We start from the raw sequence: 24,746 nt of genomic DNA, 5'->3' as shown, positions 1-24,746 counted from the left end.
ACCCCCTGCGCCAGTGTCAACGGGCAGGCATAGGTCTACTGTCGGGGTCGAGCGGTTCGCTCTACGACCGGCGGGCCGACCAAGTGTCGGGGCCGCCGGCGGAGGCATGCCGGCGCTCACCATCAGCAAAAGCCAGACTTCGATACGCGCCGCCCGGCCCCGTCCGGCGGCGCGTTTTCTTTTCGCCCCTTGCGAAAGGGAGCAATCCACGGCAGATGCGCAACCTCTGGATGTTCAGGCCCGGTCAGTAAAGTCCGCCGCCCCGCTTCGGCCCCGGCTTGGCCGGGGCGGCTGGGCCGACGCCCTTGTTCTGCACGAAGCGCAGCTTGTTGATCGCCGTCCGTTTCAGCAGTTCCTGGCTGCCGGTTGCCGGGCCGGCCACCGTCACCTCGACGCCGGTCCTGGCATCGATGGCGGTCACCCGCAGATAGCTGCCGACCCGCTGGAACTCGAACAGCACGTCACCGTCGGTCATGCCCAATGCCCTCCCTCGGCCCGGTTCCACATCGCCCGGTCTTCCTTACCCTAAGGTCAGTCCCCGTTCGAGACCGCAACACCCGGCAGCCATCGCTGTTGTCCATCCAGCCATTCGGCGCGCAGGAGCCCCGCTCCGCCAACCCCCACTGCGAGGAAGGACCACCAAAATGGCCGCCAAGACGATGCAGGATCTGCTGATCGAGGATCTTCGCGACATTTACCACGCCGAGAAGCAGATCGCGAAGGCCCTGCCGAAGATGGCCAAGGCCGCCAGCTCCGACCAACTGCGCCAGGCGTTTGAAACCCATCTGGAACAGACCCATGGGCAGATCGAGCGGCTCCAGCAGGTGTTCGAGGAGCTCGACACCCGTCCGCGCGGCAAGCATTGCGACGCGATGGAGGGGCTGATCAGCGAAGCCCAGGAAATCCTGGAGATGGGCCTGGCGCCCGAGGTGCAGGACGCCGCCCTGATCGCCGCCGCCCAGAAGGTGGAGCATTACGAGATCGCCAGCTACGGCACGCTGCATGCCTTCGCCACCGCCTGCGGCCTCGACAAGGTCGCCCAGCTGCTGGACGAGACGCTGCAGGAGGAAAAGGACACCGACACGCTGCTCAACAAGCTGGCGATCGGCGACGTCAACAAGAAGGCGATGGCGGCCAGCGGCAGGAAGGCCGCCTGATCCCGTAATCCCTCAAGTCTTCCGTGACCAATCGTTCCCGGCCCTGCATAAGGGCCGGACCCTGGTTGCAAGCGCCGCGTCGGACCGATAGCATCCCCGCTGTCCGGTCCTTCGCGGTGTTCCGTCATGCGTCGCCTTTTGTGTGCCTTCGGCCTTGCCCTGCTCCTGACGCTGCCGTCGGCGCCATCGGCCGTTGCGAACGAGGGGGCGCCGGGCGCACTTCCACCGTCGGTGCGGATCAAGCCGCTGATGGTCCCGGTGGTGAATGCCGGACGGATCGAGAAGTACACCCAGGTCGAAGTGAACCTGGAGATCGGCAACGCCCTGAAGCTGGGCGAGGTGCAGCTCAGCATCCCGCGCCTGCACGACGCCATCCTGACCGCCATCTACAAGGGCGTGGACGAGGGCTGGATCGTCCGCGGCAACATCGCGAACGTGCCTGCCCTGCGCCGCCGCATCGACGAATCGGTGATCGCCATGTTCGGCAAGGACGTGGTCAGCCGCATCCTCATCACGCCCATCGCGCGGCAGTCATCGCTGCAGTAGACTGCTCCCCGGACAAGCTCCGCAATTCAAGGCGCCGTACAAGGCCCCCGTATTGAAGCCCCCTTCAAGGATCGACCCGTCATGCCCCTCGTCTATGTCGCGCGCAGCGCCGCCCTGACCAAATGGGCGTCCGACGTCGGACAGGGAAAGCACATCTACAAGCTGGGCATCGCGGAGGATGAGGCCGCGGTCAAGGCAGAGGTCGCCGCCGGCTGGGGTGGCGAATCCGACTGGAAGCTGATCCAGACCAAGCCGGTCGAGGAGCTGGACGAGGAAACCGCGCTGGCCCGGCTCGGCCGGCGCGAAAAGGCCATCGACCCCACCTATTACCCGCGGCTCAAGGGAGCGGCCGGCGTGTACCGCATCACCCTGACCAACGTTCAGAACAGCCTGCTGGTCGCCAAGGCGATGACCGCGGACGAGCCGCTGACCGACGTCAAGGTGAAGCCCAAGGACATCGCCGACTACATGATCCGCAACGCGATTGCCTGAGAAATCCCCGTGAAGACCGCCCCGCCGCCCGTCCGCCGCGTCGCTTTCGATGCCATGACGCTGCGCGACCTGCACGACATGCTGGCCCTGCGCAGCCGCGTGTTCGTGGTCGAGCAGGCCTCCCCCTACCCCGACATCGACGGCCGCGATCCCGGCGCGCTTCACCTGATCGCGGTGGACGAAGCGGGCGCCATCGTCGGCTGTGCCCGCTGCCTCGGCCCTGGTGAAAATGGCCCGGATGGAGCGAATCCGGACGCGCCGGTCTCCTTCGGCCGTCTGGCGGTCGACCCGTCGCAACGCTCCACCGGGCTGGGGCGGGCGCTGGTGGCGGAGTCGCTGACGGTGCTGGCGGAGCGCTGGCCCGACCGCGACGTGGTCATCGGCGCGCAGCAGCATCTCGAACGCTTCTACGGCAGCTTCGGCTTCGTCCGGGATACCGAGCCGTACGACGATTTCGGCATTCCCCACATCGACATGCGGCTGCGGCGCTGACGCTCCTTTCACCGGCCCGCCGCCTCTGCCGTCGCTTGCCCCCCGAATCCCATCCCCGTGCCGCCACCACGTCGATGCGACACAACGCCTCACGCATACGGTAGTATTGCCGCCTGCGAAAGACAACGGATCGTTGTTAACGCTTTGTTTTCCGCTCAGGCATAAGCCTTACGTAACAGTCCGATGATTTCGTCATACGTAAAATTTTCGATGATCGAAATCGAAATCGATGACGTATCAGTGTTCGCATTCGATCGGGTCAAAGCATCACCCTTTCGTATGCAACTCCAAAGGCGAGGCGACTGTCCCCGCTAGGCAAAGGCCTGTCCGGTTACATGAGGGGCAAGACGATGTCCTGGTTCACCAATCTCCGCATCGGCGGAAAGCTGTTGACGGCATTTTCTGCATTGATCGTCATCATTGGCGCAATCAGCATTGCCAACTATTCGACCCTTTCGTCGATCCAGTCCTCCATCGGTTGGACAATCCACACCTACCGCGTGATCCAGACCGCCGATGCGGCGATGGCGGCGATGGTGGATCAGGAAACCGGTCTGCGCGGCTATCTGGTCAGCGGCGATCCGGCCTTCCTCGAGCCCTACCGCTCTGGCACGCAGTCCTTCGACCGGGCCCTGGCGGAGGTGAAGTCGCTGACCGCCGACAACCCGCAGCAGCAGGCCCGGGTGGAGGATCTGCGCAGGCACGCCGCCATCTGGCGCGAAACGGTGGCGGAAAAGGAAATCGCCCTGATGTCCAAGGCCGACACGCGTGAGGAGGCCCGCGCGATGGAGGCGAAGGCGCTCGGCAAGGCATCGATGGACCACATCCGCAGGTTGGTCCGCGAGGTCGACGATGCTGAACGTGCGCTGCTGGCGCTGCGCGACGCGGAGCAGAAGACCGCCTTCTCGACCGGCTACGTCACCGCCGTCGCCGGCGCGCTGATCTCCCTTCTGGTCGCCGTGGCCGCCGGTCTGGTGCTGCGCGGCTCCATCGCCACGCCCATCGTCGCCATGACCGCCGCCATGGCACGGCTGGCCGGCGGCGACCGCGCCGTCGAGGTGCCCGGCGTCGGCCGCAGGGACGAGGTCGGTGCCATGGCCGAGGCGGTCGATGTCTTCAAGCGCAACGCCATCGAAGCCGACCGCCTCTCTGCCGCCCAGCGCGCCGAGGAGGAGGCCAAAGCCCGCCGCGCCGCCCGGCTGGAGGAGTTGATGCACGCCTTCGAGGGCAACGTCGGCGCGGTGGTGCAGAGCCTGTCGGGTGCCGCGACCCAGATGCAGCAGTCGGCCGGCACGCTGACCAGCACCGCCGACGAGACCAACCGCCAGAGCACCACGGTTGCGTCGGCCGCCGAGCAGGCATCCGCCAACGTCCAGACCGTCGCCGCCGCCGCGGAGGAACTGTCCTCCTCCATCGCCGAGATCGGCCGTCAGGTCACCCAGTCGACCCGCGTCGCCGAACAGGCGGTCAGCGGCGCCAACCGTGCCAACGGCGTGGTGTCCGGCCTCGCCGAAGGAGCGCAGAAGATCGGCGAGGTGGTTGACCTCATCAACAACATCGCGGCGCAGACCAATCTTCTGGCGCTCAACGCCACCATCGAGGCGGCGCGGGCCGGAGAGGCCGGCAAGGGCTTTGCCGTCGTGGCGAGCGAGGTGAAGAGCCTCGCCAACCAGACAGCCAAGGCGACCGAGGACATCACCGGCCAGATCGCCACCATCCAGGGCGCGACGCGCGAGGCGGTGTCCGCCATCGAGGAGATCGGCCGCATCATCACCGAGATCAGCCAGATCTCCGCGACCATCGCCTCGGCGGTGGAACAGCAGAGCGCCGCGACCCAGGAAATCAGCCGCAATGTCCAGGAAGCGGCCCAGGGCACGCAGCAGGTGACCAGCAACATCGTCGGCGTCACCCGCGCCGCCGGCGACACCGGCCGCGCTGCCGGCGAAGTCCGCAGCGTCGCCGAGCACCTGACCGGCGAATCCACCCGCCTGCGCCAAGAGGTGGAGAGCTTCCTCGACGGGGTGAAGGCGGCGTGATGAACCAGGGGGACGCGACCCGGCGCCCCCCTGCCCCAGTCCTCAATGCGACAGCAGCAGCGGCACCGGGCAGGTGCGCAGGACATGCCGCGTCCCGCTGCCGCGGTGCAGGAACGGGAAGCCGTAATGCCCATGGGCGCCCATCACCAGCAGGTCGGCCCCGGTGTCCATGGCGCGGGCCAGCAGCGCGTCCATCGCGCCGATGTCGGTCACGGTGAAGTGGGTCTGCTCGGCCGTCACGCCGTGCAAGGCGAGATGGTCGAGCACGCCGACCCGCGGCGTCTCCGGCGCGGAGGAGGAGGCCTGGGTCAGCACGGTGATGACCGTCACCTCCTTGGCCTGCTCAAGCATCGGCATGGCGTCGGACAGGGCGCGGGCGGCTTCGCGCTCGGCGTTCCAGGCGACGGCCACACGCTGGCCGATGGTGGCGAAGCGGCCGGCATAGGGGATGACCAGCACCGGGCGGCCGGAATTCAGCACCACCTGCTCGTTCAACTCCTCCGGCGCCGCCTGCGATCCGGCCTCGCGGTCATACTGGCCCAGCACCGTCAGGTCGGCGAAGCGCGACCAGATGATGACCTCGCGGATGACATGGTTGTACTCGCCATGGGTCAGGCCGTGCCAATGGCCCTGCAACCCGGACGCGGCGAGCTTTTCCTTGAACAGCGCCTCGCTGCGGGCAGCGGCTTCGCCCAGATGGTCGCTGGACCGGCGGGCGATCACGCTGGTGGCGTTGCGGTCGCCCTGCGCGAACAGGCCGCGCAGGACGGCGCCATGACGCTGGGCCAGCGCGATTGCGGCATCGAGACGCGCCTCGACATGCGGGCTGCTGTCGAGATGGACGAGGATGTGCTTGTAGGTCATGCGGGCCCTCCCGGTATGAAATGCGAAGTCTTATGACGTCTGCGGTTCTCCGCCGGACCGATCTGCGGGACGAAACGCGGCCAGACGGATTGTTTCATATGCATCATGTTCAGCCGGGCGGCGTTCGTCCAGCCGCGTTCTTCCGGCCTGCGGCGAGAAGTCGCAACGAGACGAACCGGCCGTGCGGAAAAACCGAGCCGGGAACCGGTCAGGCGTCGCGGAACCGTCCATAGGTGTAATGCGCGGCGCACGCGCCCTCGGCCGAGACCATGCAGGACCCCATGGGGTTCTCCGGGGTGCAGACGGTGTCGAACAGCTTGCAGTCGACCGGCCGCTTCACCCCACGCAGGATGGCGCCGCAATCGCAGCCCTTGTGGTCGGGAACGCTGGCCCCGGCGATGGGAAAGCGCCGCTCGGCATCGAAGGCGGCATAGGCGTCGCGCAGCTTCAGCCCGCTGTGCGGGATGCTGCCCAGTCCACGCCATTCGAAGGACGGCCGGGTCTCGAAAATCTCCAGAACCAGCGCCTGGGCCTTGCGGTTGCCGTCGGCGGTGACGGCGCGGGTGAACTGGTTCTCCACCTCCGCCCGACCGTCGTTGATCTGGCGGACCAGCATCAGGATGGATTGCAGCACGTCGAGCGGCTCGAAGCCGGAGATCACCACCGGCTTGCCGTGCTCCGCCGCGGCCGGGGCATAGGCCTCCGACCCGATGACGACCGAGACATGGGCCGGCCCGACGAATCCGTCGAGCGACAGCCCCTCGTCGGCCCCGGCCAGGATGCCCTGGATGGCCGACGGGGTGAGCACATGGTTGCAGAAGACGGAGAAGTTGGTCAGCCCCTGCGCCGCGGCGGCACGCACGGCCAGCGCCGTCGGCGGGGTCGTCGTCTCGAAGCCGATGGCGAGGAACACCACCTGCCGGTCCGGATTTTCGGCGGCGATGCGCACCGCCGCATCGGCGGTCACCACCATCCGCACGTCGGCCCCCTGCGCCTTGGCCTTCAGCAGGCTGAGCCGCCCCGATCCCGGCACGCGCATCACGTCGCCATACGTGCACAGCGTCACCTCCGGCCGGCGGGCGAGCGCGATGGCGTCGTCGATCCGCCCGACCGGCAGGACGCAGACCGGGCAGCCCGGCCCGTGGATCATCCGCACATTGCCGGGCAGCAGGTCGGGGATGCCATAGCGGGAGATGGCGTGGGTGTGGCCGCCGCAGAACTCCATCAGATGATAGGAGCGGTCGGCCCGCACCTCCCGCGCGATGGCGGCGGCGACATTGCGGGCCAGAACCGGATCGCGGAACTCTTCGACGTATTTCATGGTCGCTCCCTCTGCCCCGCCATTTCACCCGCAAGGCTGATCGTATGCGTTGATACGGATCAAGAGGGAAGCCCGGGAAATCGTCCCGCCGTCAGACTTTGTAGGCCAGCCGCAGCCCGCCCCAATGGCGTCCACGCACGGTGACGGGGGCGGAGACGTCCTTCATCAGCGCGAACTTCCCGCCGCCCATGTCGCGCCGGTAGGTCTGGAGCAGGAAGGGCTTGGTGCTGCGGCCGGCGGCCAGCCCGACGCGGTCGTTGAAGATGCGGCGGTTGCGGCAGTTGGCGGCGTTCCAGACCGGGTCGCGGCCCTGGGGCTGGCTGAACTGACGGTTGTGGGTCGGCAGATAGCCGTTCTCGTCCACCGCCACGCAGAAGACGATGCGGCCGTTGGCCGTCAGCACCGGCTCCTGGATGCCGGGCAGGACGCGGTCGCACAGCTGGGTGTAGCGGGTCATGACCTGCTGCGGGTCCGATCCGGCGACCGGTTGGTACTGGCGGTCGAACAGGTCGGATTCGCTGATGTCGCCGCGGGCCAGCGCATCCTCGAAGGCGGCGGACACCTTTGCGGCGGCGTCCTTCACCGCGGCGATGAAGGGGGTGTCGACCGTCTCGATGTTCAGTTCGGCGGTGACGCCGATCAGCCGCTCGCTCATCCCGACCAGGCTGTTCACCCGGTCGCGCGCCTGGGCCAGATTCTCGCTGGACAGCTTCACGCCCACCGCCAGATCGGCGATCTCGCGCTCCAGTTCGCCGCAATTGCCGCCGATCTCGGCCGATGCGGCATCGATCTTGTCGGTCTCGCCGTTCAGCTCGCGCATGGCGCGGCCGACCGTCTCGATCACCGTGCCGATGGCGGTGGTCCCCTCGCTGACCGCGCGGGCCTTGGCGGCGCTGGCGGCGCTCTCCGCCATCAGGCGCTGCGCCTGCTCGTTCAAGGATTTCAGCGTCGCATCGATCTCGGTGGTCGCCTCGCTGGTCTTGGTGGACAGCGACTTCACCTCGTTCGCCACCACGGCGAAGCCGCGCCCGGCATCGCCGGCGCGTGCCGCCTCGATGGTGGCGTTCAACGCCAGCAGGTTGGTCTGCTTGGCGATGGTGAAGATCTCCTTGGCGACCTTGCCGACGCGGTCGAGCGCGTCGCGCAGCCCGGCGATCTGCCCTTCGATCCCCGTCACCGACGACACCAGGGAATGGATGTCGGACAAGGATTTCTGCACGCGGTCGTGGGAACTGTCGACCTCCTGCCGCGCCTGTTCGGTCACCGAGCGCGCGATGGCCGAGGCCTGGGAAATCCGGTCCGTGCTGCGCGACATCTTGGCGCCGGTGTCGCGCAGTTGGGCGAACACCTCCGACTGGTGGGTGACGCGGGCGTTCACATCCTCGATATGGCCGGCGATATCCGCAATCTCGATGCCGAGGTTGCCAGCCTCCTCCGCGATGTCCGCGATCAGATGCGGACGAAGCCCAAAGCCACCATCCATCATGTCCACCATTTTTGCTGTTTTATAACTGAGCGCTTTCTCCCGAGACCGATTATTGCGCTTTTGATACAGATTCGCAACGAACGGGGTGACCGAGCCGAACCCGGCCCCCCTGTCCATTGGTAGGATACCTTAAGGAGAGGCGCGCCCAGTGATTGTGCAGCCTCCCTGGTTGGACGCGAAATACGGGATATCCCGCAATACGGTTCCGTATTACGCGCCGTGCGCGGTGACGTTCCGCTCTCAGCCGGCGATCCGGTGGTCCAAACGCTCGTCGGCCAGACCGGCGGGCTCCTGGTGGACCAGCACCTCGGCATTGGCGAAGGCATCGCGCAGCCGCACCTCCACCCGGTCGGCGATCTCGTGCGCGGCGGTCAGGGTCAGGCCGCCGTCCAGCTCCAGATGCAGCTCGATGAAGCAGCCGGTACCGGCATTGCGGGTGCGCAGGTCGTGCAGGCCGCGCACCCCCGGCTCGGCCAGCGCCAGTTCGGCGATGCGGCCGCGCTCCTCTTCCCCCAGTTCGCGGTCCATCAGCACGTCCAGCGCATCGCGCGCAACGCCGCGGGCGCCGTTCAGCAGGAACAGGGCGATGCCGATGCCAAACAGCGGATCGACCGCGGCCAGCCCGGTCGCCTCGGTCAGCAGGATGGCGACGATGACGGCACCGTTCATCAGCAGGTCGCCTGAATAATGCAGCCGGTCCGCCCCGATGGCGACCGACCCCGTGGCGGTCTGCACCCGGCGCTGGAAGGTGATCAGCCCGGCGGTCAACAGGATCGACAGCAGCATCACCGCGATGCCCATCGTCCCCTCGGCGATCGGCTCCGGCCGGACCAGCCGCCGCACCGCCTCGATGCTCAGCAGCACGGCGGAGCCGCCGATGAAGGCGGCCTGGGCAAGCGCCGCCAGCGCCTCCGCCTTGCCATGGCCGAAGCGGTGGTTGGCATCGGCCGGGCGCAGGGCATGGCGCACCCCCAGCAGCGTCACCACCGAGGCCATCAGGTCGGTGCAGGAATCGATCAGCGAGGACAGGATGCTGACCGACTCGGTCAAGAGATAGGCGCCAAGCTTCGCCGCGATCAGGGTCGAGGCCACCGACACGCTGGCATAGGTGGCATAACGGCGCAGACGGTCCGCCGAAGCCACGTTTTCCCCATTGTCGCCCACTGGTTCCCCCACTCCGCAATGCCGGCCGGGGCGCGACCGTAGCGGCCCATCCTTACAGGTCGCTTACGGCGCGCTCCGGTTTGACGGTTCCCTTTACGGGAACAGATGCTCGGTCGTCCAACCCGGCGCATCGGCAGCCGCTCCGTCCACCCGCTGGAACACCAGCCGGTCGTGCAGGCGGAACGGACGGTCGCGCCAGAACTCGATCCGCGACGGCAGGACACGGAAGCCGGTCCAGTGCGGCGGCCGCGGCACCGTGCCGATGGCGTATTTGGCGGCGAACTGCGCGACGCGCTTCTCCAGCTCCCACCGGCCCTCCAGCGGGCGCGACTGCTGCGAGGCCCAGGCGCCGATCCGGCTGTCGCGCGGACGGCTCTCGAAATAGGCGTCGGCCTCGGCGTCGGTGACGATCTCCACCGCCCCCTCGACCCGCACCTGCCGGCGCAGGCTCTTCCAGTGGAAGCACAGGGCGGCGTTCCGATTCGCCAGCAGCTGCGTGCCCTTGCGGCTCTCGGTGTTGGTGTAGAAGACGAAACCGCGCGGATCGATCCCCTTCAGCAGCACCATCCGCACCGACGGAATGCCGCTGGCGTCGGCGGTGGCGAGCGCCATGGCGTTGGGATCGTTGGGCTCGCTCTGTTCCGCCTCCTTCATCCAGTCGGCGAAGAGGTCGTAGGGGGAGCGGGGATCGCGGTCGTTGCTGTCCGTCATTCCTGTGGTCCTGTCTCGATGGGTCCCGCGCCGCCGGACAAGGGGTTGCGCGGCCGGTGCGGGAGCGTTCTTTTGTGCAAAAGCGAAAGGGTCACAGCCTCATCACAATTCACAGCAAGCATAGGGTCGCTTATATCACTGTCCACCGCGAAGCCACCGATTGGCTGCCGCGGCAACCAACCTTTTCGAGGCGCAAGGATGTTCGTGAAGAAAGTCGTTCCGGCCGTGATCGTCGTGGGCCTGCTGGCCGGGTGCCAGACGGGCGGTCAGAAGGAAACGGTCGGCACGGTCGGCGGTGCGGTCGCCGGCGGCCTGATCGGTTCGCAGATCGGCGGCGGAACGGGCAAGCTGGTGGCGACCGGCGTCGGCACGCTGCTGGGCGCCTTCATCGGCAAGGAGATCGGCGGCTCGCTCGACAAGGCCGATGCCGGCTATGCCGAGACCGCCGCCCGTCAGGCCTATGCCGCCCCGGTCGGCGACCGCATCAACTGGAACAACCCGCAGTCGGGCAATTCCGGCACCATCGTGACCACCCGCGACGGCTACAGCAACACCGGCACCTATTGCCGCGAGTTCCAGCAGACCATCGTGGTCAAGGGGCGGACGGAGCAGGCCTACGGAACCGCTTGCAAACAGGCCGACGGTACGTGGAAGATCATCGGCAACTCGTAACACCGCCGACCCGCAACCTTTGAGCCCCCCTGGGGCGGGAAATCTCTGCCCGTGGCTACGCGCGATCCCTACAGCGTTCTCGGCGTCAGCCGGTCCGCCAGTGCCGACGACATCAAGAAGGCATACCGCAAGCTCGCCAAGCAGCATCACCCGGACCTGAAGCCGGGCGATGCCGCCAACGAGGAGCGGTTCAAGGAAATCTCGGCCGCCTACACGCTGCTGTCGGATGCCGAGAAGCGCGCCCGCTACGACCGCGGCGAGATCGACCCGTCGGGGCAGGAACGGCACGCGGGCTTCGGCTCGCGCGGCCGGACCGCCGGCAGCCGCGGCAAGGCCTACAGCAGCACCGCCGACGACAGCTTCTTCGGCGGCGGCGACGACTGGTTCTCCGACCTGTTCGGCGGCGGCCGGCGCCGCCCCGGCGGGCCGGGGGCCGGAGCGGGAGCCGGGGCCGGCGGCTCCGCCGGGCCGAAGGTGCGGGGCAGCGACATCTCCTATTCCGTCACCGTCCCCTTCATCGAGGCGGCGAACGGGTCGAAGCGCCGCATCAACCTGTCCAACGGCAAGAGCATCGACGTCGCCATCCCGGCCGGGACGGAGAACGAGTCGAAGCTGCGCCTGAAAGGCCAGGGCCTGCCCGGCATGGGCGGCATGCCCAACGGCGACGCCATCGTCGAGGTGCATGTCGAATCCCACCCCTTCTTCACCCGGCAGGACGGTGACATCCATGTCGAGGTGCCGATCACGCTGAACGAGGCGGTTCTGGGTGCGACCGTCAATGTCCCGACGATCAGCGGCAAGGTCGCGGTGAAGGTGCCGCCGGGCGCCAACACCGGCTCCGTCCTGCGCCTGCGCGGCAAGGGCGTGGTCAACCAGGCCACCAAACAGCCGGGCGACCAGTATGTGAAGCTGAAGGTCGTCCTGCCCGACCCGCCCGACGGCGAACTGGTCAAGTTCGTCGAGGAATGGGCGAAGACCCGCAGCTACGACGTCCGCAAGAAAGCCGGGCTGGAGTAACCGCCGCCGCCGGGTTTCCCCCTCCCCTCAGGGCGCAGAACCGCTTCGGCCCGCCGCCGCTGCCGGTCCCCTATTTCTTCACCGCCCGCAGCGGCACCGGCCCGGTGCCTGCCTGCCCCGCCCCTTGCCCCGCCCCTTGCCCCGCCGGCTGACCTTCCGGCGGCGGATCGTCGTTCAGCAGGGTCTTCAGCGGCACGTTCAGCAGATCGCCCTGCCGCGCCTCGGCGGTGTCCAGCAGGCGGGCGGTGCGCTCCTGCCAGGGCAGGTCAAGGCCGCCCAGCCCATGGACCGAGCCGCGCATGCCGATGCCCAGCGCCTTCATCAGCTCCAGCAGGGTCGCCTCGCCCATGTCGCGGGTGACCACCCAGGCGTCGCGGGTGGTGTGCGCCACCCAATGGGCATCGCGCAGCTGTTCCAGGATGCCGTCGATCAGCAGCGTGCCCACCGGCACCCGCCCGACCAGCGTGCGGCGGCGCATGCCGACACCGAGCCGGCTCGCCTCCATCAACTCATGCAGGACGGCCAGAGCCAGCGCCAGCCGCTGGGCCGGCAGCAGCCCCTCCATGCCGCCGCGGGTGACCTTGCCCGCCCGCCATTCGGGCAGCGACGCGGCGACAACCGCGCCGAACAGCACCGTCGACCACGCGATGTAGAGCCAGAACAGGAAGATCGGCACCACCGACAGGGCGCCGTAGATGGTCTGGTAGGCCGGGTATTCCCGCATGTACCAGCCGAAGATCGCCTTCGACCCTTCCAGCAGGATGGAGCCGATGGCCCCGCCGCACAGCGCGTCCAGCCAGAACACATCCCGATTCGGGATCACCAGATACAGCAGCGAGCAGCCGACCAGCTGCAAGGCGAAGGGCAGCAGCATGCCGATCCCCGCCAGCGGATGGACGACCCCTTCCAGATGCGCGACCTCCAGCGCCGTCCACAGCGTGCTGGACAGGGACAGGCTGGCACCGGCGAACAGCGGGGTCAGCGAGACCACCGCCCAGAAGGACAGGATGCGCGTCACGTAGGACCGCGGCTCGCGCACGCGCCAGACCGTGGCGAAGGATCCCTCGATGGTCCAGATCAGCAGCACCGCCGACACCGCCAGCCCGATCACGCCGAAGATCGGCATCTGGCCGGCGTTCGCCATGAAGCGGCCGAGATATTCCAGGATCGCGTCGCCGATCTCCGGCACCAGGTTCTTGACCAGCGCGGTCTGAATGCGCAGCTGCAGGGCGCTGAAGGCCGGGAATGCCGAGAAGATGGCGAAGCCGATGGTCATCATCGGCACGATGGCCAGCAGCGAGGTATAGGTCAGCGCCGCGGCGGTCTGGAAGCAGTTGTCGTTGTAGAAGCGCAGCATGGAGTGGCCGAAGAAGCCGCCAAGCTCCCGCAGGCCGGTCAGGATGCGGCTGCGCTCGGCGTCCTCATGGCCCGGATTGTCCTTAGGATGAGACATGCGACGCCTCCTGCGGCAAGACAGCCCGCGTCGGTTTGACCGTTGGGCGCTTTCGTGTAGGATGCGCCCCACTTTTCGCGGCTGGAGCCGCAGCACATCCGTCGTTCACGAGGTTCCGATGTCCAATCCGATGCCGCTCATGGCCGGCAAGCGTGGCCTGATCATGGGCGTGGCCAACGATCGTTCGATCGCCTGGGGGATCGCCTCCGCCCTGGCCCAGCACGGGGCGGAGCTTGCCTTCACCTACCAAGGCGACGCGCTGCTGAAGCGGGTGAAGCCGCTGGCCGAGCAGGTCGGCGCCAAGCTGGTCCTGCCCTGCGACGTCACGGACGAGGCCAGCATCGATGCGACCTTCGCCGCCATCGAGAAGGACTGGGGCAAGCTGGACTTCGTGGTTCATGCCATCGCCTTTTCCGACAAGAACGAGCTGGACGGGCTGTACCTGGACACCACGCGGGCCAACTTCCTGCGCACCATGGACATCTCCTGCTACTCCTTCACCGCGGTGGCGCAGCGCGCCGTGCCGCTGATGAAGGACGGCGGCAGCCTGCTTACCCTATCCTACTATGGCGCCGAGCGCGTCATGCCCCATTACAACGTGATGGGTGTCGCCAAGGCCGCGCTGGAAGCCAGCGTGCGCTATCTGGCAGTCGATCTGGGTGGCCGCAACATCCGTGTCAACGCCATCTCCGCCGGTCCGATCAAGACTCTGGCCGCCAGCGGCATCGGGGACTTCCGCTATATCCTGAAGTGGAACGAGCTGAACGCCCCGCTGAAGCGCAACGTCACCATCCAGGAGGTCGGCGGCGCCGGCCTGTTCCTGATGTCCGATCTGGGCAGCGGCGTCACCGGCGAGGTGATGCATGTCGACAGCGGTTACCACACCGTCGGCATGGTCGCGGTGGACGAGGCGGCCGAAGTCGCCAGCCTGCTCGGCTCGCTGGGCGGCACGCCGAAGGCCGGCTGACGCCACGGCCCGCTCGGTGGAACAGCCGGACGGTGCACGCAATCGCACGATGAAGAGAGGGATCGGTCCGCCGATCCCTCTTTGCGTTTGCGAATACGGCGTTTATGATTTGAGAAATATTCGCGGGATTGGGTAATATTCATGCGCGCTCGCAAGAAAATGGACTCGGTTTCTCCGATCCTTGAGCAGATCCTTTATGGCGGATCCAGCGTGTCGATGAATCTCATCGGCATCACGCGCGAGATTCCGGAAGAGCAGCGCATGTTCAAGGCTCAGGGCCTGAACAACTGCATCCTGTTCAAGTACCCGAACTTCGACGACCGCGACGACGACGGCGGCGATCCCATCGCCGAGGACGAGGAACTGGAGGGCGGCGAGCGCCCGGTCGAAACCGGGATCTATGTGCCGCACAACTCCAAGGCACCGGAGGCCGGCGGTGTCGCCGTCTATCTTCGCGGCCGCAACAGTGCGGCCCTGCTGGAAGAGCAGTTCGGCATCAAGCACGGGCCGCAGGAAAACGGCATCATCGGTGACATGAAGATGCTCCAGATGATCGACGACGTGCCGTCGCTCGACGCCTTCCTGCTGAAGACCTGCTTCGAGGCGGAGAAGATCAATGTCGATCCGCGCCACTGGCTGATCTCCAACGAGGAGGACCACCAGCTCCGCCGCCTGATCCGCGCCCGCATCGAGCCGATCGTCCGCAAGGCGCTGTCGGGCAGCCAGGGCAGCGCCGGAAGCGTCGAACGCTTCCTGGAGGCGATCTGGAACCCCAACCTGGAAGAAGCCGGCCTGTTCGTCTCCGCCTTCGGCATCGAACGGTCGGAGGCCGACACCATCTTCAGCGCGTGGAAGGGCACGACCTTCTACGAATACCAGCTGCGCCGCATCGCCCCGCGCGCCCGCACCATCCTGACCTGGCTGAAATCGCGCGAGTGCATCCCGGTCGACATCCGCATGCACAAGCCCTACGAGACCCAGCTGCTGATGCACATCGAGAAGGTGGGCAAGCTGCTGGAGACGACGCTGCTGGACATCCGCACCATCCTGTCGGACTACGAGACCTCCTTCAGCAGCTTCATGGCCGGCCAGCCGGAGCCGTTCCGCGACTATCTGCGCAGCATCCGGTCGCGCTACTGGCTGCTCGGCTACTGCGTGTCCGCGCTCACCAGCGTCGCCCATCTCGACGCCCGCTGCATGAAGAACACGCCGACGCGCAAGCTGTATTTCGAGGGCATGCAGAAGCTGCTGCGCCAGTTCGACGTGGCGCTGGACCGCCGCCGCGAGCAGAAGGGCGCGCTCTGAGCGGTTCCTGCCCACTTCGAAATCTGCCAAAGAAAAAAGGCGGCGCCTCGCAGCGCCGCCTTCTTCATTTCCGAACCCGGAGCCTCAGGTGCCCTGCGGTTCCGGACCCATGCCACCGCTTTCCTGCCCGGTGCTGGGCGGAACGGAGGAGCGGCGGCCGGAGCCGGTGGTCGGACGCGGCGGGACGGCCATCGTCTCGCGGTCATCGTCGCGCAGGATCGGTTCGCCGCGCAGCAGACGGTTGATCTCGTCGCCGCTCAGCGTCTCGTACTCGAGCAGGCCCTTGGCCAGTGTGTGCAGCTGGTCGATGTTCTCGGTCAGGATGACCCGCGCGCGGTCGTAGCTCTCGTCCACGATGCGGCGGATTTCCTCGTCGACCAGTTGGGCCGTGCGGTCGGACATGTTCTTGTGCTGGGTCACGGAATGGCCCAGGAACACTTCCTGCGTCGGCTCGCCGTAGAGCAGCGGGCCGAGCTTGTCGCTCATGCCCCACTCCGTCACCATCCGGCGCGACATCTCGGTCGCCATCTTGATGTCGCCCGAGGCGCCGGTGGTCACCCGCTCCTTGCCGAAGATCAGCTCCTCGGCGATGCGGCCACCCATGGCGACGGTCAGGTCGGCCAGCAGCTTGGCCTGCGACAGGCTGATGCGGTCGCCTTCCGGCAGGCGCATCACCATGCCCAGCGCACGGCCGCGCGGGATGATGGTGGCCTTGTGGACCGGGTCGCTGTCGGCGCAGTGGATGGCGCAGATGGCGTGGCCGGCCTCGTGGTAGGCGGTCAGCTTCTTCTCGTCCTCGGTCATCACCATGGAGCGGCGTTCCGCACCCATCATGACCTTGTCCTTGGCGTTCTCGAACTCGGACATGCCGACGACGCGCTTGCCGATGCGGGCCGCGAGCAGCGCCGCCTCGTTCACCAGGTTCGCCAGATCGGCGCCCGAGAAGCCGGGGGTGCCGCGGGCGATGACCTTGGCGTCGACGTCCGGCGACAGCGGAACCTTCCGCATGTGGACCTTGAGGATCTTCTCGCGGCCCAGCACGTCGGGGTTCGGCACCACGACCTGACGGTCGAAGCGGCCCGGACGCAGCAGAGCGGGGTCGAGAACGTCCGGACGGTTGGTCGCGGCGATCAGGATCACGCCCTCGTTCGCCTCGAAGCCATCCATCTCGACCAGCAGCTGGTTGAGGGTCTGCTCACGCTCGTCGTTGCCGCCGCCCAGGCCGGCACCGCGATGGCGGCCGACCGCGTCGATTTCGTCGATGAAGATGATGCAGGGAGCGTTCTTCTTGCCCTGCTCGAACATGTCGCGGACGCGGGACGCACCCACGCCGACGAACATTTCGACGAAGTCCGAACCGGAGATGGTGAAGAACGGCACATTGGCTTCGCCGGCCACCGCGCGGGCGGTCAGCGTCTTGCCGGTGCCCGGAGGACCAACGAGCAGGCAGCCCTTCGGGATCTTGCCGCCCAGCCGCTGGAACTTCTGCGGGTCCTTCAGGAACTCGACGATCTCCGTCAGCTCCTGCTTGGCCTCGTCGATGCCGGCGACGTCGTCGAAGGTGACGCGGCCGACCTTCTCGGTCAGCAGGCGGGCCCGCGACTTGCCGAAGCCCATGGCCTTGCCGCCGCCGGATTGCATCTGGCGCATGAAGAAGATCCAGACGCCGATCAGCAGAAGCATCGGGAACCAGGACAGCAGCACCGAGAACAGCGACGGCACGTTGCTGTCGTCGGGGACCGCGTTGATCCGGACGTTCTTGTTGGTCAGGCGCTCCACCAGCCCCGCTTCGGGCGGGACATAGGTGCTGAAGGAGCGGCCGTCGGAGAAATGGCCCGAAACCTGGTTGCCCTTGATCGTCACGTCGGCGACCTGGCCCCGGTCCACTTCGGCGAGAAGCTCGCTGAACGGAACGGTCGTTTGCGGGCTGCGGGTGGAGGAACTCTGGAACAGGTTGAACAGGGCCACGAGCAGCAGCCCTATGATGATCCAGAGAGCGAGGTTCTTGCCGAAATTGTTCACGTCACACGCCTTTCTGCGAACCCATCGCCATGCGGTGCGCCGACAAGGCCGCACCCCGGTCTCCTACGGGCACGTTCCCAGATTAAATAATGCCGTCCCGGTCCGAAACAACCGTAAAAGCTGGTCTTCCCAACGACGAAAGTGGACAAAACCTTGCGCGGTCCACCGGATGCTGTCCATCCGCGTCGAACCCGTAGCACACGCCGATCATCGGCACACCAAGCAAATCCGTGCCCGACCAAAGGCTTGGCAGGGTTTCCCGCACCGGAACCGGCAGGTCGGGCACCCCCTTCGGCGCTTGGCGACCTGCCCATTCGCGCCAACCCTCGGCCCCCAGCGCCGCGACCGTGACGGGCCGGCAATGGCCGGGCGACACCCTCAGGTCGAATCGACCGTCCCAGCGAATTGTTCCTCCGGGGGCCACCGTCGGCCGCTCCGTCACCGCCACCGGTTCGCGCGCGACCATGACCGCGCCGCGCCGCATCCGGACGACGCAGCCGCCCAAGGTCGCGCCCGTCTTCGCTCCGCCCTGCCCGTCCTTCAAACCGTCGAGCAGCCGCTCCAGCGCTTCGTCGCGCACCGGGTACGCCGGTCCGCCGACCGCGGCCAGCGCGGCACCCAGAGCCCGCAGCGCGATCTCCAGCGGTGCGGCGCGCAGCGGTGCCGGCGCCAGGGTGATCCAGCCCTCGGGATGAATGGTTGCGGCCTCTGCCAGCAGCGCGGCCGTCGCCTGTTCCAGCGCCGCCCGGGCACGGCCGGCGCGCCGGGCGACCTCGCCCAACCGGCCGGCGTCGAGCCCCTCCCCGCCCAAAGTCTCGCGGGCGGCGCGCAGCCGGGCACGGGCGAAGCGCGGGTTGCTGTTGGAGGGATCCTCGATCCAGTCCACGCCTCCCGCGCGGCAGGTCGCCAGCAGCCGCTCGTGGGAAAAGCGCAGCAGCGGCCGGATCACCCGCACCGCCCCATCGGCACGGACGGGCGCCATCCCGGCCAGCCCGTCGATGCCGGACCCGCGGGCCAGCCTCAGCAGAACCGTTTCAGCCTGATCGTCACGATGATGGGCGAGCGCCAGATGCAGGATGCCGGCCTTGGCGCAGGCCGCGCCGAGCAGCCGGTGCCGCGCCGTCCGGGCGGCAGCCTGGATTCCGGCCGACGGCTTCGCCCCGTCCCAGCGCAGGATGCGGTGGGGAACGCCAAGACGGGCCATCGCCCGCCCGACCGCTGCCGCCTCCCCGGCGGACTCGGGCCGCAGCCCATGATCGACCGTCAGCGCCAGCAGGCTTCCGCCCCGCTCCGCGACCCAATGCCGCAGCAGCAGGACCAGCGCCACGCTGTCGCCACCACCGGAAACCCCGACCGCGACGGCCGGTGACGGTTCGAATCCGCCCAGCGCCGCCAGGGCGTGGGCGAACTCCTCCCGCGATACCGGCCCACCGTCCCCGGGGCCGTCTCCGGAGTCGCCGCCCATCAGGCCGGGCAATTGATGCGCTTGCGCTCCGTATCGGCGCGGCGCTTCACGCTGGCCGAGGCTTCGGGGAACTTGGTCAGCAGCTGGCCGAAGGCGGTGCAGGCGTCCGACTTCTTGTTCATCTGCTGCAGGGTCATGCCCAGCTTCAGCAGGCTGTCGGCCGCCTTCGGGTTGGTGCGGTACTTGGACAGCACCTCGGCGAAGGCCTGGGCCGCTTCCGGGAACTTGTTGCGGACGTAATAGCTCTCGCCCAGCCAATATTGCGCGTTGCCGGCATAGGCATGCGACTTGTTCTTGACGATGAACTCCTGCAACGCCTTCTCCGCCCGGTCATAGTCGGAGTTGCGCAGCAACTCGAACGCCTGCTCATACTGCTTTTCCGGCGACAGTCCGGCGGTCGAGGGCGGATTGGCCGAAGCGGTCTGCGCCGGCTTGTCGGCCTTCTTCTCGTCAGCCGCGGCAGCCTTGGACGGCTTGGTCGGGGCGGCATCGGACATGGCACCCCCCATGGCGCCGCCGGCGGTCCCGCCGCCCTTCTCCAGATCCTTCAGGCGGAAATCGACGTCGGCGTTCACCTTCTCCAGGCGCTCGCGCAGCTGGCTGAGCTGATAGGTCGATTCCTCGTACTTGCCGGTCAGATCCTGGATGGTGCGCTCCAGGTTCTGCAGGCGGATCTCGAAATCGGCGGCGACGGAGGGCGACAGCTGCGCCACCTCCACCGGACCGCCCAGTGCCGCGACCTGCGTTTCCAGCGATTGCAGCCGCTCGATCTGCCCCTTCGACTGGGCCAGGGCGGGGCCCACGGCTGGGGTTGCCGCGAGCATGCCACCCAGCAGGAGGGCGGCGACGGGACGGATGTTGGTCATGCGCGTGGGATCCTGAGGAGATCTGATGCCGGGGGAGCACCCACGGCGACCATGGCGAACGATAAAGGCGACGCGATGGCCGCTGTTTAGCAGAACTTGCGCGTCCACGCAAAGAACCGACCTTGCCGGATTTTTCCGGCCCCCGAAAAGGCTCCCCCGGGAAGATGCCGCCAAAAAAGAAAAGGCGCCGCCCCCGGTTACCCGGCGGCGGCGCCCTTCCCTGTTCCCCGTCAGGCGGGGACCGGCGTCATCAGTTGACGACGGTCACGCCACGGCGGTTCTGCGACCAAGCGGCCTCGTTCGAACCAACGACGGCCGGACGCTCCTTGCCGTAGGAGACGACGTTGACGCGGTTCGGGGTGATGCCCTTGGCGGCCAGGTAGTTCTTCACCGAGTTGGCGCGACGCTCACCCAGGGCGAGGTTGTACTCGCGGGTGCCGCGCTCGTCGGCATGGCCCTCGACGGTGACGGTGACCGAGCCGTAGGTCTGCAGCCACTTGGCCTGACGGTCGAGGGTGGCGCGAGCCTCCGGCGACAGGTCGAAGCGGTCGAGGCCGAAGAAGACGCGGTCGCCGACGTTGACGACGAAATCTTCCGCCGAGCCCGGACGGACCGACGACTGCTGGGCACCGGTGTTGGCGCCGTTGGCGGCGTCGTTCGGAGTGGATTCGCAAGCGGCGAGCAGAGCGACCGCGGCGAGAGCGAGGAACTTCATACGCATGTTCAGGGACCCCTTGAACGAAACTTGTTTGATGGTCGAACTTTGTCTGCACAGGAGCCGCTTCTTTCCGCCAATCCCCGACGAAAAGACGACGTTCGACCTTTGTCTTGAGCATTGCTCCCGCGTGGCCGCAAAATAGGGCTACTCCACTAGGGAATCAAGGGCGACCACGCGGGGTCCGACGCATCGACCGGGGTGCTCACGCGACGCTCATTGGCGCCGGTGATGTCGATGCTGTACAGCTTTGCGTTGCGGCCACGCCCGTCACCCGACGGCAAGTCCTTGAAGAACATGATGACTCGGCCGTTGGGGGCCCAGGTCGGACCCTCGACGTGGAAGGCTTCGGTCAGGATCCGTTCCCCCGTCCCATCCGGACGGATTACGCCAACTGCAAAGCTGCTACCACGCTGGCGCGTGAATGCGATCAGGTCGCCGCGCGGCGACCACACCGGCGTACCGTACCGGCCCTCGCCGAAGGTCAGCCGCTTCACGCCCGAGCCGTCGGCGCCCATGACATAGAGCTGCTGGGTGCCGCCGCGGTCCGACTCGAAGACGATGCGCTGGCCGTCCGGCGAGTAGCTGGGGCCGGTGTCGATGCCCGGCGCATCGGTCAGCTGGGTCTGGCGGCGGGTGCGCAGGTCCAGCGTGTAGATGTCGGTGTTGCCATTCTGGGCCATCGACATGATGACCTTGTTGCCGTCCGGCGAGAAGCGCGGGGCGAAGGTCATGCCGGGGAAGTCGCCCAGGACCTCTTGGCGGCCGGTGTCGATGTTGAACAGGTACACGCGCGGCTTCTTGTTGAAGTACGACATGTACGTGATTTCCTGGGACGTCGGCGAGAAGCGCGGCGTCAGGACCAGGGTCTGGCCGTCGGTCAGGAACTGATGGTTGGCGCTGTCCTGGTCCATGATGGCCAGCTGCTTCTTGCGCGCGTTCGCCGGGCCGGATTCGGCGACATAGACGATGCGCGTGTCGAAATAGCCGTCCTCGCCGGTCAGGCGCTTATAGATGGCGTCGGCCACGATGTGGGCGATGCGGCGCCATTCCTGCGGCGAGGCGCTGTAGCTCAGCCCCTGCATGTACTGGCCGGCGGCGACGTCCCACAGGCGGAAATCGACCTTCATGCGGCCGTCGGCGCCCGTGGTGGTGTTGCCGGCGACCAGGGCCTGGGCGCCCAGCGCCTTCCAGTCCTGGTAGCGCGGCTCGCCGCTGCGCAGCTGGTCCGGCGTCTGCAGGAAGCCGCGCGGGTCCAGCGGCTTGAACAGGCCGGAGCGCTCCAGGTCGTCGGAGATCACCTTGGAGATGTCGGCGCCCATCTGCGCATCGCGCCCGCCCGATCCGGCGAAGCTGGTGATGGCGATGGGCAGCGGCTCGGACACGCCCCGCGTGATGTCGATGCGCAACTCGGCGCGCGCCTCCTGCGGAGCGGCAACGCCGAGGGAGAGGAGAAGCGCGCCGGTGGCCCCGGCCAGCTTCAACAGAAGCCTCGTCTTCGTCGTCATGGTCAGAACATGTCCCTCGGGTCGAAATTGAACACGATGAAGCGCCAATCTTCATAAGTCTGCGGCGTGAACTCGCTGGTCAGCAGCTCCAGGGGGCTGGACCGCTTGACCGCGCGCACCGCCGCGTCGGCCGACGCCCGGAAGGCGGCATCCGACATGTAGCGCGACCTGTACTTGTCGTCGATCCAGGCGCGAACCACGCTGTGGTCGCGGCCGACCTCCACATGGATCTCGATCTGCATCGAACCGGCGTCCTTGCGGCCGCTGTCGAAGTTCCAGTTCTTGCTCAGCTGGCCGCGGATGGCGTCCAACGCGCGGCCGGATGGCTTGAACGGCTTGTCGGGGCCGTTTGTTGCCTTGGCCGCCCCGGCCGGAGCCGCCGACGCGGTCTTCTGGCTGGGCTTGGCGTCGCTGTTGGCGCTGGCCGATGCCTTGCCGTCAGCCTTCGGGTTGTCCGACGGCTTGATCTTCCCGACGTTCGACAGCAGGTCGGACAGCGGGTCGGCCTTGGCCGACGGCTTCTCCGGCTGCTTGGCCGGCGCATCCGCCTTCTTCGTCTCGGCCTTGGCATCCTTCGGCGGCTCGGCCTTCGCGACCTCCTTGGCAGGCTCCGGCTTCTTCGGCTCCGCCTTGGGCGGTTCCGGTTTCGGCGGTTCCGGCTTGGGAGGCTCGGGCTTTTTCGGCTCGGGCTTGGGAGGCTCCGGTTTCGGAGGCTCGGGCTTGGGCTCGTGCTTCGGCGGTTCCGGTTTGGGCGGTTCCGGCTTCGGCGGCTCGGGCTTGGGAGGCTCCGGCGGCTTCGGAGTCGGCGACGGCGCCGGATCCGGGGGCGGAGGCGGCGGGGGTGGCGGTGGAGGCGGCGGGGGCGACGGGGTCGGCTTGGGCGGCGGCGTCGGCTCGCGCGGGGGCGGCGGCACCTGGGCGACCTTCGGCGGCTCCGGCGTCTTGGACGGCGGAGGCGGGGGCGGAGGCGGCTCGTCCTCCTCGTCCGGCGGTTCCGGCGCCGGCGGGGCGGGCTTGGCCTCGGGCATCGGCGGACGGGCGGCGGTGGCCGGCTTCGGCTCGCCCTTCTCGACGCGGGCAGCCTGGGTGATCTCGCCGACGTCGACGATCTCGATCGGGATCGAGGAGGCGATCTCGAGCTTGCGATCGCTGGGCGGCATGCCGAGCACCATCAGCGCGACCAGCGCGACGTGCAGCACCGCCGAGGCGATCAGGGGCTTGCGCATGGGAGTTCCGCCCGCCTCAACGCGCCGGCTTGGGCGCGCCGACCCGCGCGCTGGACGCGGTCGGGCCGTTGGGCATCTCGGCGACCAGCCCGACCTTCTTGAAGCCGGCGGCGCTCATGGTGCCCATCACCTCCAGCATCTTGCCATAGGCGATCTTGGCGTCGCCGCGGACCAGGATGCGGGCCTCGGGGTTGTTGTTGGTGACCGCGATCAGCAGCGGCACCATGTTGGCCAGCTCGACCGGCGTCTCCTGGACGAAGACGCGGCCGTCGGTCTGCACGGTGACGAACAGCGGATCCTTCTGTTGCTCCAGCGGAGCGGCGTTGGTCTTGGGCAGGTCGACCGGCACGCCGACGGTCAGCATCGGGGCGGCGACCATGAAGACGATCAGCAGGACCAGCATGACGTCGATGAACGGCGTCATGTTGATCTCTGCCATCGCGCGATAGCCCCGGCGCTTGCCGCGGCCGTGGGATTTGCCTGCGAGTTGTCCGGCCATGGTTCAGGCGGCTCCCCGCTCCTCGAGGTGGCGGGACAGGATCGCCGAGAACTCGCCCGAGAAGGTGTCCAGCCGGTCGGCGTAGCGGCCGAGGTCGGTGGAGAACTTGTTGTAGGAGAGCACCGCCGGGATGGCGGCCAGCAGGCCCATGGCGGTGGCGAACAGCGCCTCGGCGATGCCCGGCGCCACCACGGCGAGGCTGGTGTTGCCCGAGCCGGCGATCGAGGTGAAGGAGTTCATGATGCCCCACACCGTGCCGAACAGGCCGATGAAGGGGGCGGTCGAGCCAACCGAGGCCAGGAAGGTCATGTAGCGTTCGGCCCGCGCCATCTCGCGGCCGATGGTCACCGCCATCACCCGTTCCACCCGCTGTTGCAGCGAGCTTTTCATCGTGCCGCCGATGCCGCGGTCGGCGGCGTGGCGCCATTCGCGCATGCCGGCGGCGAAAGTCGCCGCCATCGGGTCGGCCGGGGTCTGGCCGATGCGGTCGTACAGCGCGTCGAGCGACCCGCCGGACCAGAAGGCCTCCTCGAAGGAGTTGGCCTGGGCGTTCAGCCGGCGGATGCGCATCAGCTTCTCGATGATGATCGCCCAGCACCAGATCGAGGCGACGACGAGCATCATCATCACGATCTTGACGACCGCGTCGGCCTGCCAGAACAGGCCGAGGATCGTGATCTCATGTGCCGTCGTGGCGGCGGCATTGCCGGCCAGCTGGGCGGTTTGCAGGGCGTCCATCGCAGTCAGTCTCGCGGTTGCGCT

At 67.7% G+C, this 24,746-nt stretch carries 24 protein-coding genes; 9 read left to right on the top strand and 15 right to left on the bottom strand.

The window, feature by feature from the left end; translation table 11 throughout:
• Positions 1–244: 244 nt before the first annotated feature.
• Positions 245–475 (bottom strand): DUF6898 family protein, encoded by a 231-nt coding sequence (locus ACWPN8_RS06385; protein ID WP_098740216.1) that lies wholly within the window; start codon positions 473–475, stop codon positions 245–247.
• Between the two features lie 169 nt (positions 476–644).
• Between ACWPN8_RS06385 and ACWPN8_RS06380 the strand changes: the two genes are divergently transcribed.
• From ACWPN8_RS06380 to ACWPN8_RS06360, 5 genes are all read left to right on the top strand, one after another.
• Positions 645–1,157 (top strand): YciE/YciF ferroxidase family protein, encoded by a 513-nt coding sequence (locus ACWPN8_RS06380; protein WP_098740217.1) that lies wholly within the window; start codon positions 645–647, stop codon positions 1,155–1,157.
• Positions 1,158–1,283: 126 nt separating this feature from the next.
• Positions 1,284–1,703, top strand: a complete 420-nt coding sequence (locus tag ACWPN8_RS06375) for a hypothetical protein (RefSeq protein WP_109095411.1) — start codon at positions 1,284–1,286, stop codon at positions 1,701–1,703.
• Positions 1,704–1,784: 81 nt separating this feature from the next.
• The gene (locus ACWPN8_RS06370; protein ID WP_109095410.1) at positions 1,785–2,195 is read left to right on the top strand and encodes a hypothetical protein; all 411 of its coding nucleotides are present in this window, start codon (positions 1,785–1,787) and stop codon (positions 2,193–2,195) included.
• Positions 2,196–2,204: 9 nt separating this feature from the next.
• The gene (locus ACWPN8_RS06365; RefSeq protein ID WP_492240227.1) at positions 2,205–2,687 is read left to right on the top strand and encodes a GNAT family N-acetyltransferase; all 483 of its coding nucleotides are present in this window, start codon (positions 2,205–2,207) and stop codon (positions 2,685–2,687) included.
• A gap of 350 nt (positions 2,688–3,037) precedes the next feature.
• Positions 3,038–4,723, top strand: a complete 1,686-nt coding sequence (locus ACWPN8_RS06360; protein WP_492240226.1) for a methyl-accepting chemotaxis protein — start codon at positions 3,038–3,040, stop codon at positions 4,721–4,723.
• A gap of 42 nt (positions 4,724–4,765) precedes the next feature.
• Here the strand turns inward: ACWPN8_RS06360 and ACWPN8_RS06355 are convergent, their stop codons facing one another.
• The 5 genes from ACWPN8_RS06355 to pdxH form a co-directional block, all read right to left on the bottom strand.
• Positions 4,766–5,587 carry a universal stress protein gene (locus tag ACWPN8_RS06355; protein WP_492240225.1) on the bottom strand — a complete coding sequence of 274 codons (822 nt, stop codon included), beginning with the start codon at positions 5,585–5,587 and terminating at the stop codon, positions 4,766–4,768.
• 208 nt (positions 5,588–5,795) lie between these two features.
• Positions 5,796–6,908, bottom strand: a complete 1,113-nt coding sequence (gene hypD / locus ACWPN8_RS06350; RefSeq protein WP_174471894.1) for a hydrogenase formation protein HypD — start codon at positions 6,906–6,908, stop codon at positions 5,796–5,798.
• Between the two features lie 91 nt (positions 6,909–6,999).
• Positions 7,000–8,403, bottom strand: coding sequence for a methyl-accepting chemotaxis protein (locus ACWPN8_RS06345; RefSeq protein ID WP_492240224.1), 1,404 nt, complete (start codon positions 8,401–8,403; stop codon positions 7,000–7,002).
• A 231-nt stretch (positions 8,404–8,634) separates the two neighbouring features.
• Positions 8,635–9,537 carry a cation diffusion facilitator family transporter gene (locus ACWPN8_RS06340; protein WP_492240223.1) on the bottom strand — a complete coding sequence of 301 codons (903 nt, stop codon included), beginning with the start codon at positions 9,535–9,537 and terminating at the stop codon, positions 8,635–8,637.
• Between the two features lie 114 nt (positions 9,538–9,651).
• Positions 9,652–10,269 (bottom strand): pyridoxamine 5'-phosphate oxidase, encoded by a 618-nt coding sequence (gene pdxH, locus ACWPN8_RS06335; protein WP_492240222.1) that lies wholly within the window; start codon positions 10,267–10,269, stop codon positions 9,652–9,654.
• 198 nt (positions 10,270–10,467) lie between these two features.
• Here pdxH and ACWPN8_RS06330 point away from each other — a divergent pair, with 198 nt between their 5' ends.
• Both ACWPN8_RS06330 and ACWPN8_RS06325 read left to right on the top strand, forming a co-directional pair.
• Positions 10,468–10,941 carry an RT0821/Lpp0805 family surface protein gene (locus tag ACWPN8_RS06330; RefSeq protein ID WP_109095404.1) on the top strand — a complete coding sequence of 158 codons (474 nt, stop codon included), beginning with the start codon at positions 10,468–10,470 and terminating at the stop codon, positions 10,939–10,941.
• Between the two features lie 51 nt (positions 10,942–10,992).
• Positions 10,993–11,958, top strand: coding sequence for a DnaJ C-terminal domain-containing protein (locus tag ACWPN8_RS06325; protein ID WP_109095403.1), 966 nt, complete (start codon positions 10,993–10,995; stop codon positions 11,956–11,958).
• Between the two features lie 70 nt (positions 11,959–12,028).
• Here ACWPN8_RS06325 and ACWPN8_RS06320 read toward each other — a convergent pair whose 3' ends face one another.
• Positions 12,029–13,411 (bottom strand): YihY family inner membrane protein, encoded by a 1,383-nt coding sequence (locus tag ACWPN8_RS06320; protein WP_247872701.1) that lies wholly within the window; start codon positions 13,409–13,411, stop codon positions 12,029–12,031.
• Between the two features lie 118 nt (positions 13,412–13,529).
• Here ACWPN8_RS06320 and fabI point away from each other — a divergent pair, with 118 nt between their 5' ends.
• Entirely contained in the window at positions 13,530–14,378 is an 849-nt protein-coding gene (fabI, locus tag ACWPN8_RS06315) for an enoyl-ACP reductase FabI (RefSeq protein ID WP_109095401.1), read from the top strand.
• Between the two features lie 216 nt (positions 14,379–14,594).
• Positions 14,595–15,683 (top strand): hypothetical protein, encoded by a 1,089-nt coding sequence (locus ACWPN8_RS06310; RefSeq protein ID WP_492241374.1) that lies wholly within the window; start codon positions 14,595–14,597, stop codon positions 15,681–15,683.
• 84 nt (positions 15,684–15,767) lie between these two features.
• Here the strand turns inward: ACWPN8_RS06310 and ftsH are convergent, their stop codons facing one another.
• From ftsH to tolQ, 8 genes are all read right to left on the bottom strand, one after another.
• Positions 15,768–17,705, bottom strand: a complete 1,938-nt coding sequence (gene ftsH, locus ACWPN8_RS06305) for an ATP-dependent zinc metalloprotease FtsH (protein WP_109095399.1) — start codon at positions 17,703–17,705, stop codon at positions 15,768–15,770.
• Between the two features lie 82 nt (positions 17,706–17,787).
• Positions 17,788–19,182 carry a tRNA lysidine(34) synthetase TilS gene (gene tilS / locus ACWPN8_RS06300; protein ID WP_492240221.1) on the bottom strand — a complete coding sequence of 465 codons (1,395 nt, stop codon included), beginning with the start codon at positions 19,180–19,182 and terminating at the stop codon, positions 17,788–17,790.
• Positions 19,170–20,036, bottom strand: coding sequence for a tol-pal system protein YbgF (ybgF, locus tag ACWPN8_RS06295; RefSeq protein WP_109095398.1), 867 nt, complete (start codon positions 20,034–20,036; stop codon positions 19,170–19,172). The genes tilS and ybgF overlap by 13 nt, the downstream gene beginning before the upstream one ends.
• Positions 20,037–20,286: 250 nt before the next feature.
• Positions 20,287–20,757: a peptidoglycan-associated lipoprotein Pal gene (gene pal, locus ACWPN8_RS06290; RefSeq protein ID WP_098740232.1), complete on the bottom strand. Its 471-nt coding sequence runs from the start codon at positions 20,755–20,757 to the stop codon at positions 20,287–20,289.
• 149 nt (positions 20,758–20,906) lie between these two features.
• A complete protein-coding gene (tolB, locus tag ACWPN8_RS06285) occupies positions 20,907–22,259 on the bottom strand; it encodes a Tol-Pal system beta propeller repeat protein TolB (RefSeq protein WP_109095397.1) in 1,353 nt (450 codons plus the stop codon).
• 2 nt (positions 22,260–22,261) lie between these two features.
• Positions 22,262–23,485: a hypothetical protein gene (locus tag ACWPN8_RS06280; RefSeq protein ID WP_492240220.1), complete on the bottom strand. Its 1,224-nt coding sequence runs from the start codon at positions 23,483–23,485 to the stop codon at positions 22,262–22,264.
• A gap of 16 nt (positions 23,486–23,501) precedes the next feature.
• Positions 23,502–23,984, bottom strand: coding sequence for an ExbD/TolR family protein (locus ACWPN8_RS06275; protein ID WP_109051801.1), 483 nt, complete (start codon positions 23,982–23,984; stop codon positions 23,502–23,504).
• A 3-nt stretch (positions 23,985–23,987) separates the two neighbouring features.
• The gene (tolQ, locus tag ACWPN8_RS06270) at positions 23,988–24,722 is read right to left on the bottom strand and encodes a protein TolQ (protein ID WP_492240219.1); all 735 of its coding nucleotides are present in this window, start codon (positions 24,720–24,722) and stop codon (positions 23,988–23,990) included.
• Between the last annotated feature and the right edge of the window lie 24 nt (positions 24,723–24,746).

Source organism: Azospirillum sp. UENF 112521 (assembly GCF_058780665.1).
This window is presented reverse-complemented; position numbering and strand designations above follow the sequence as displayed.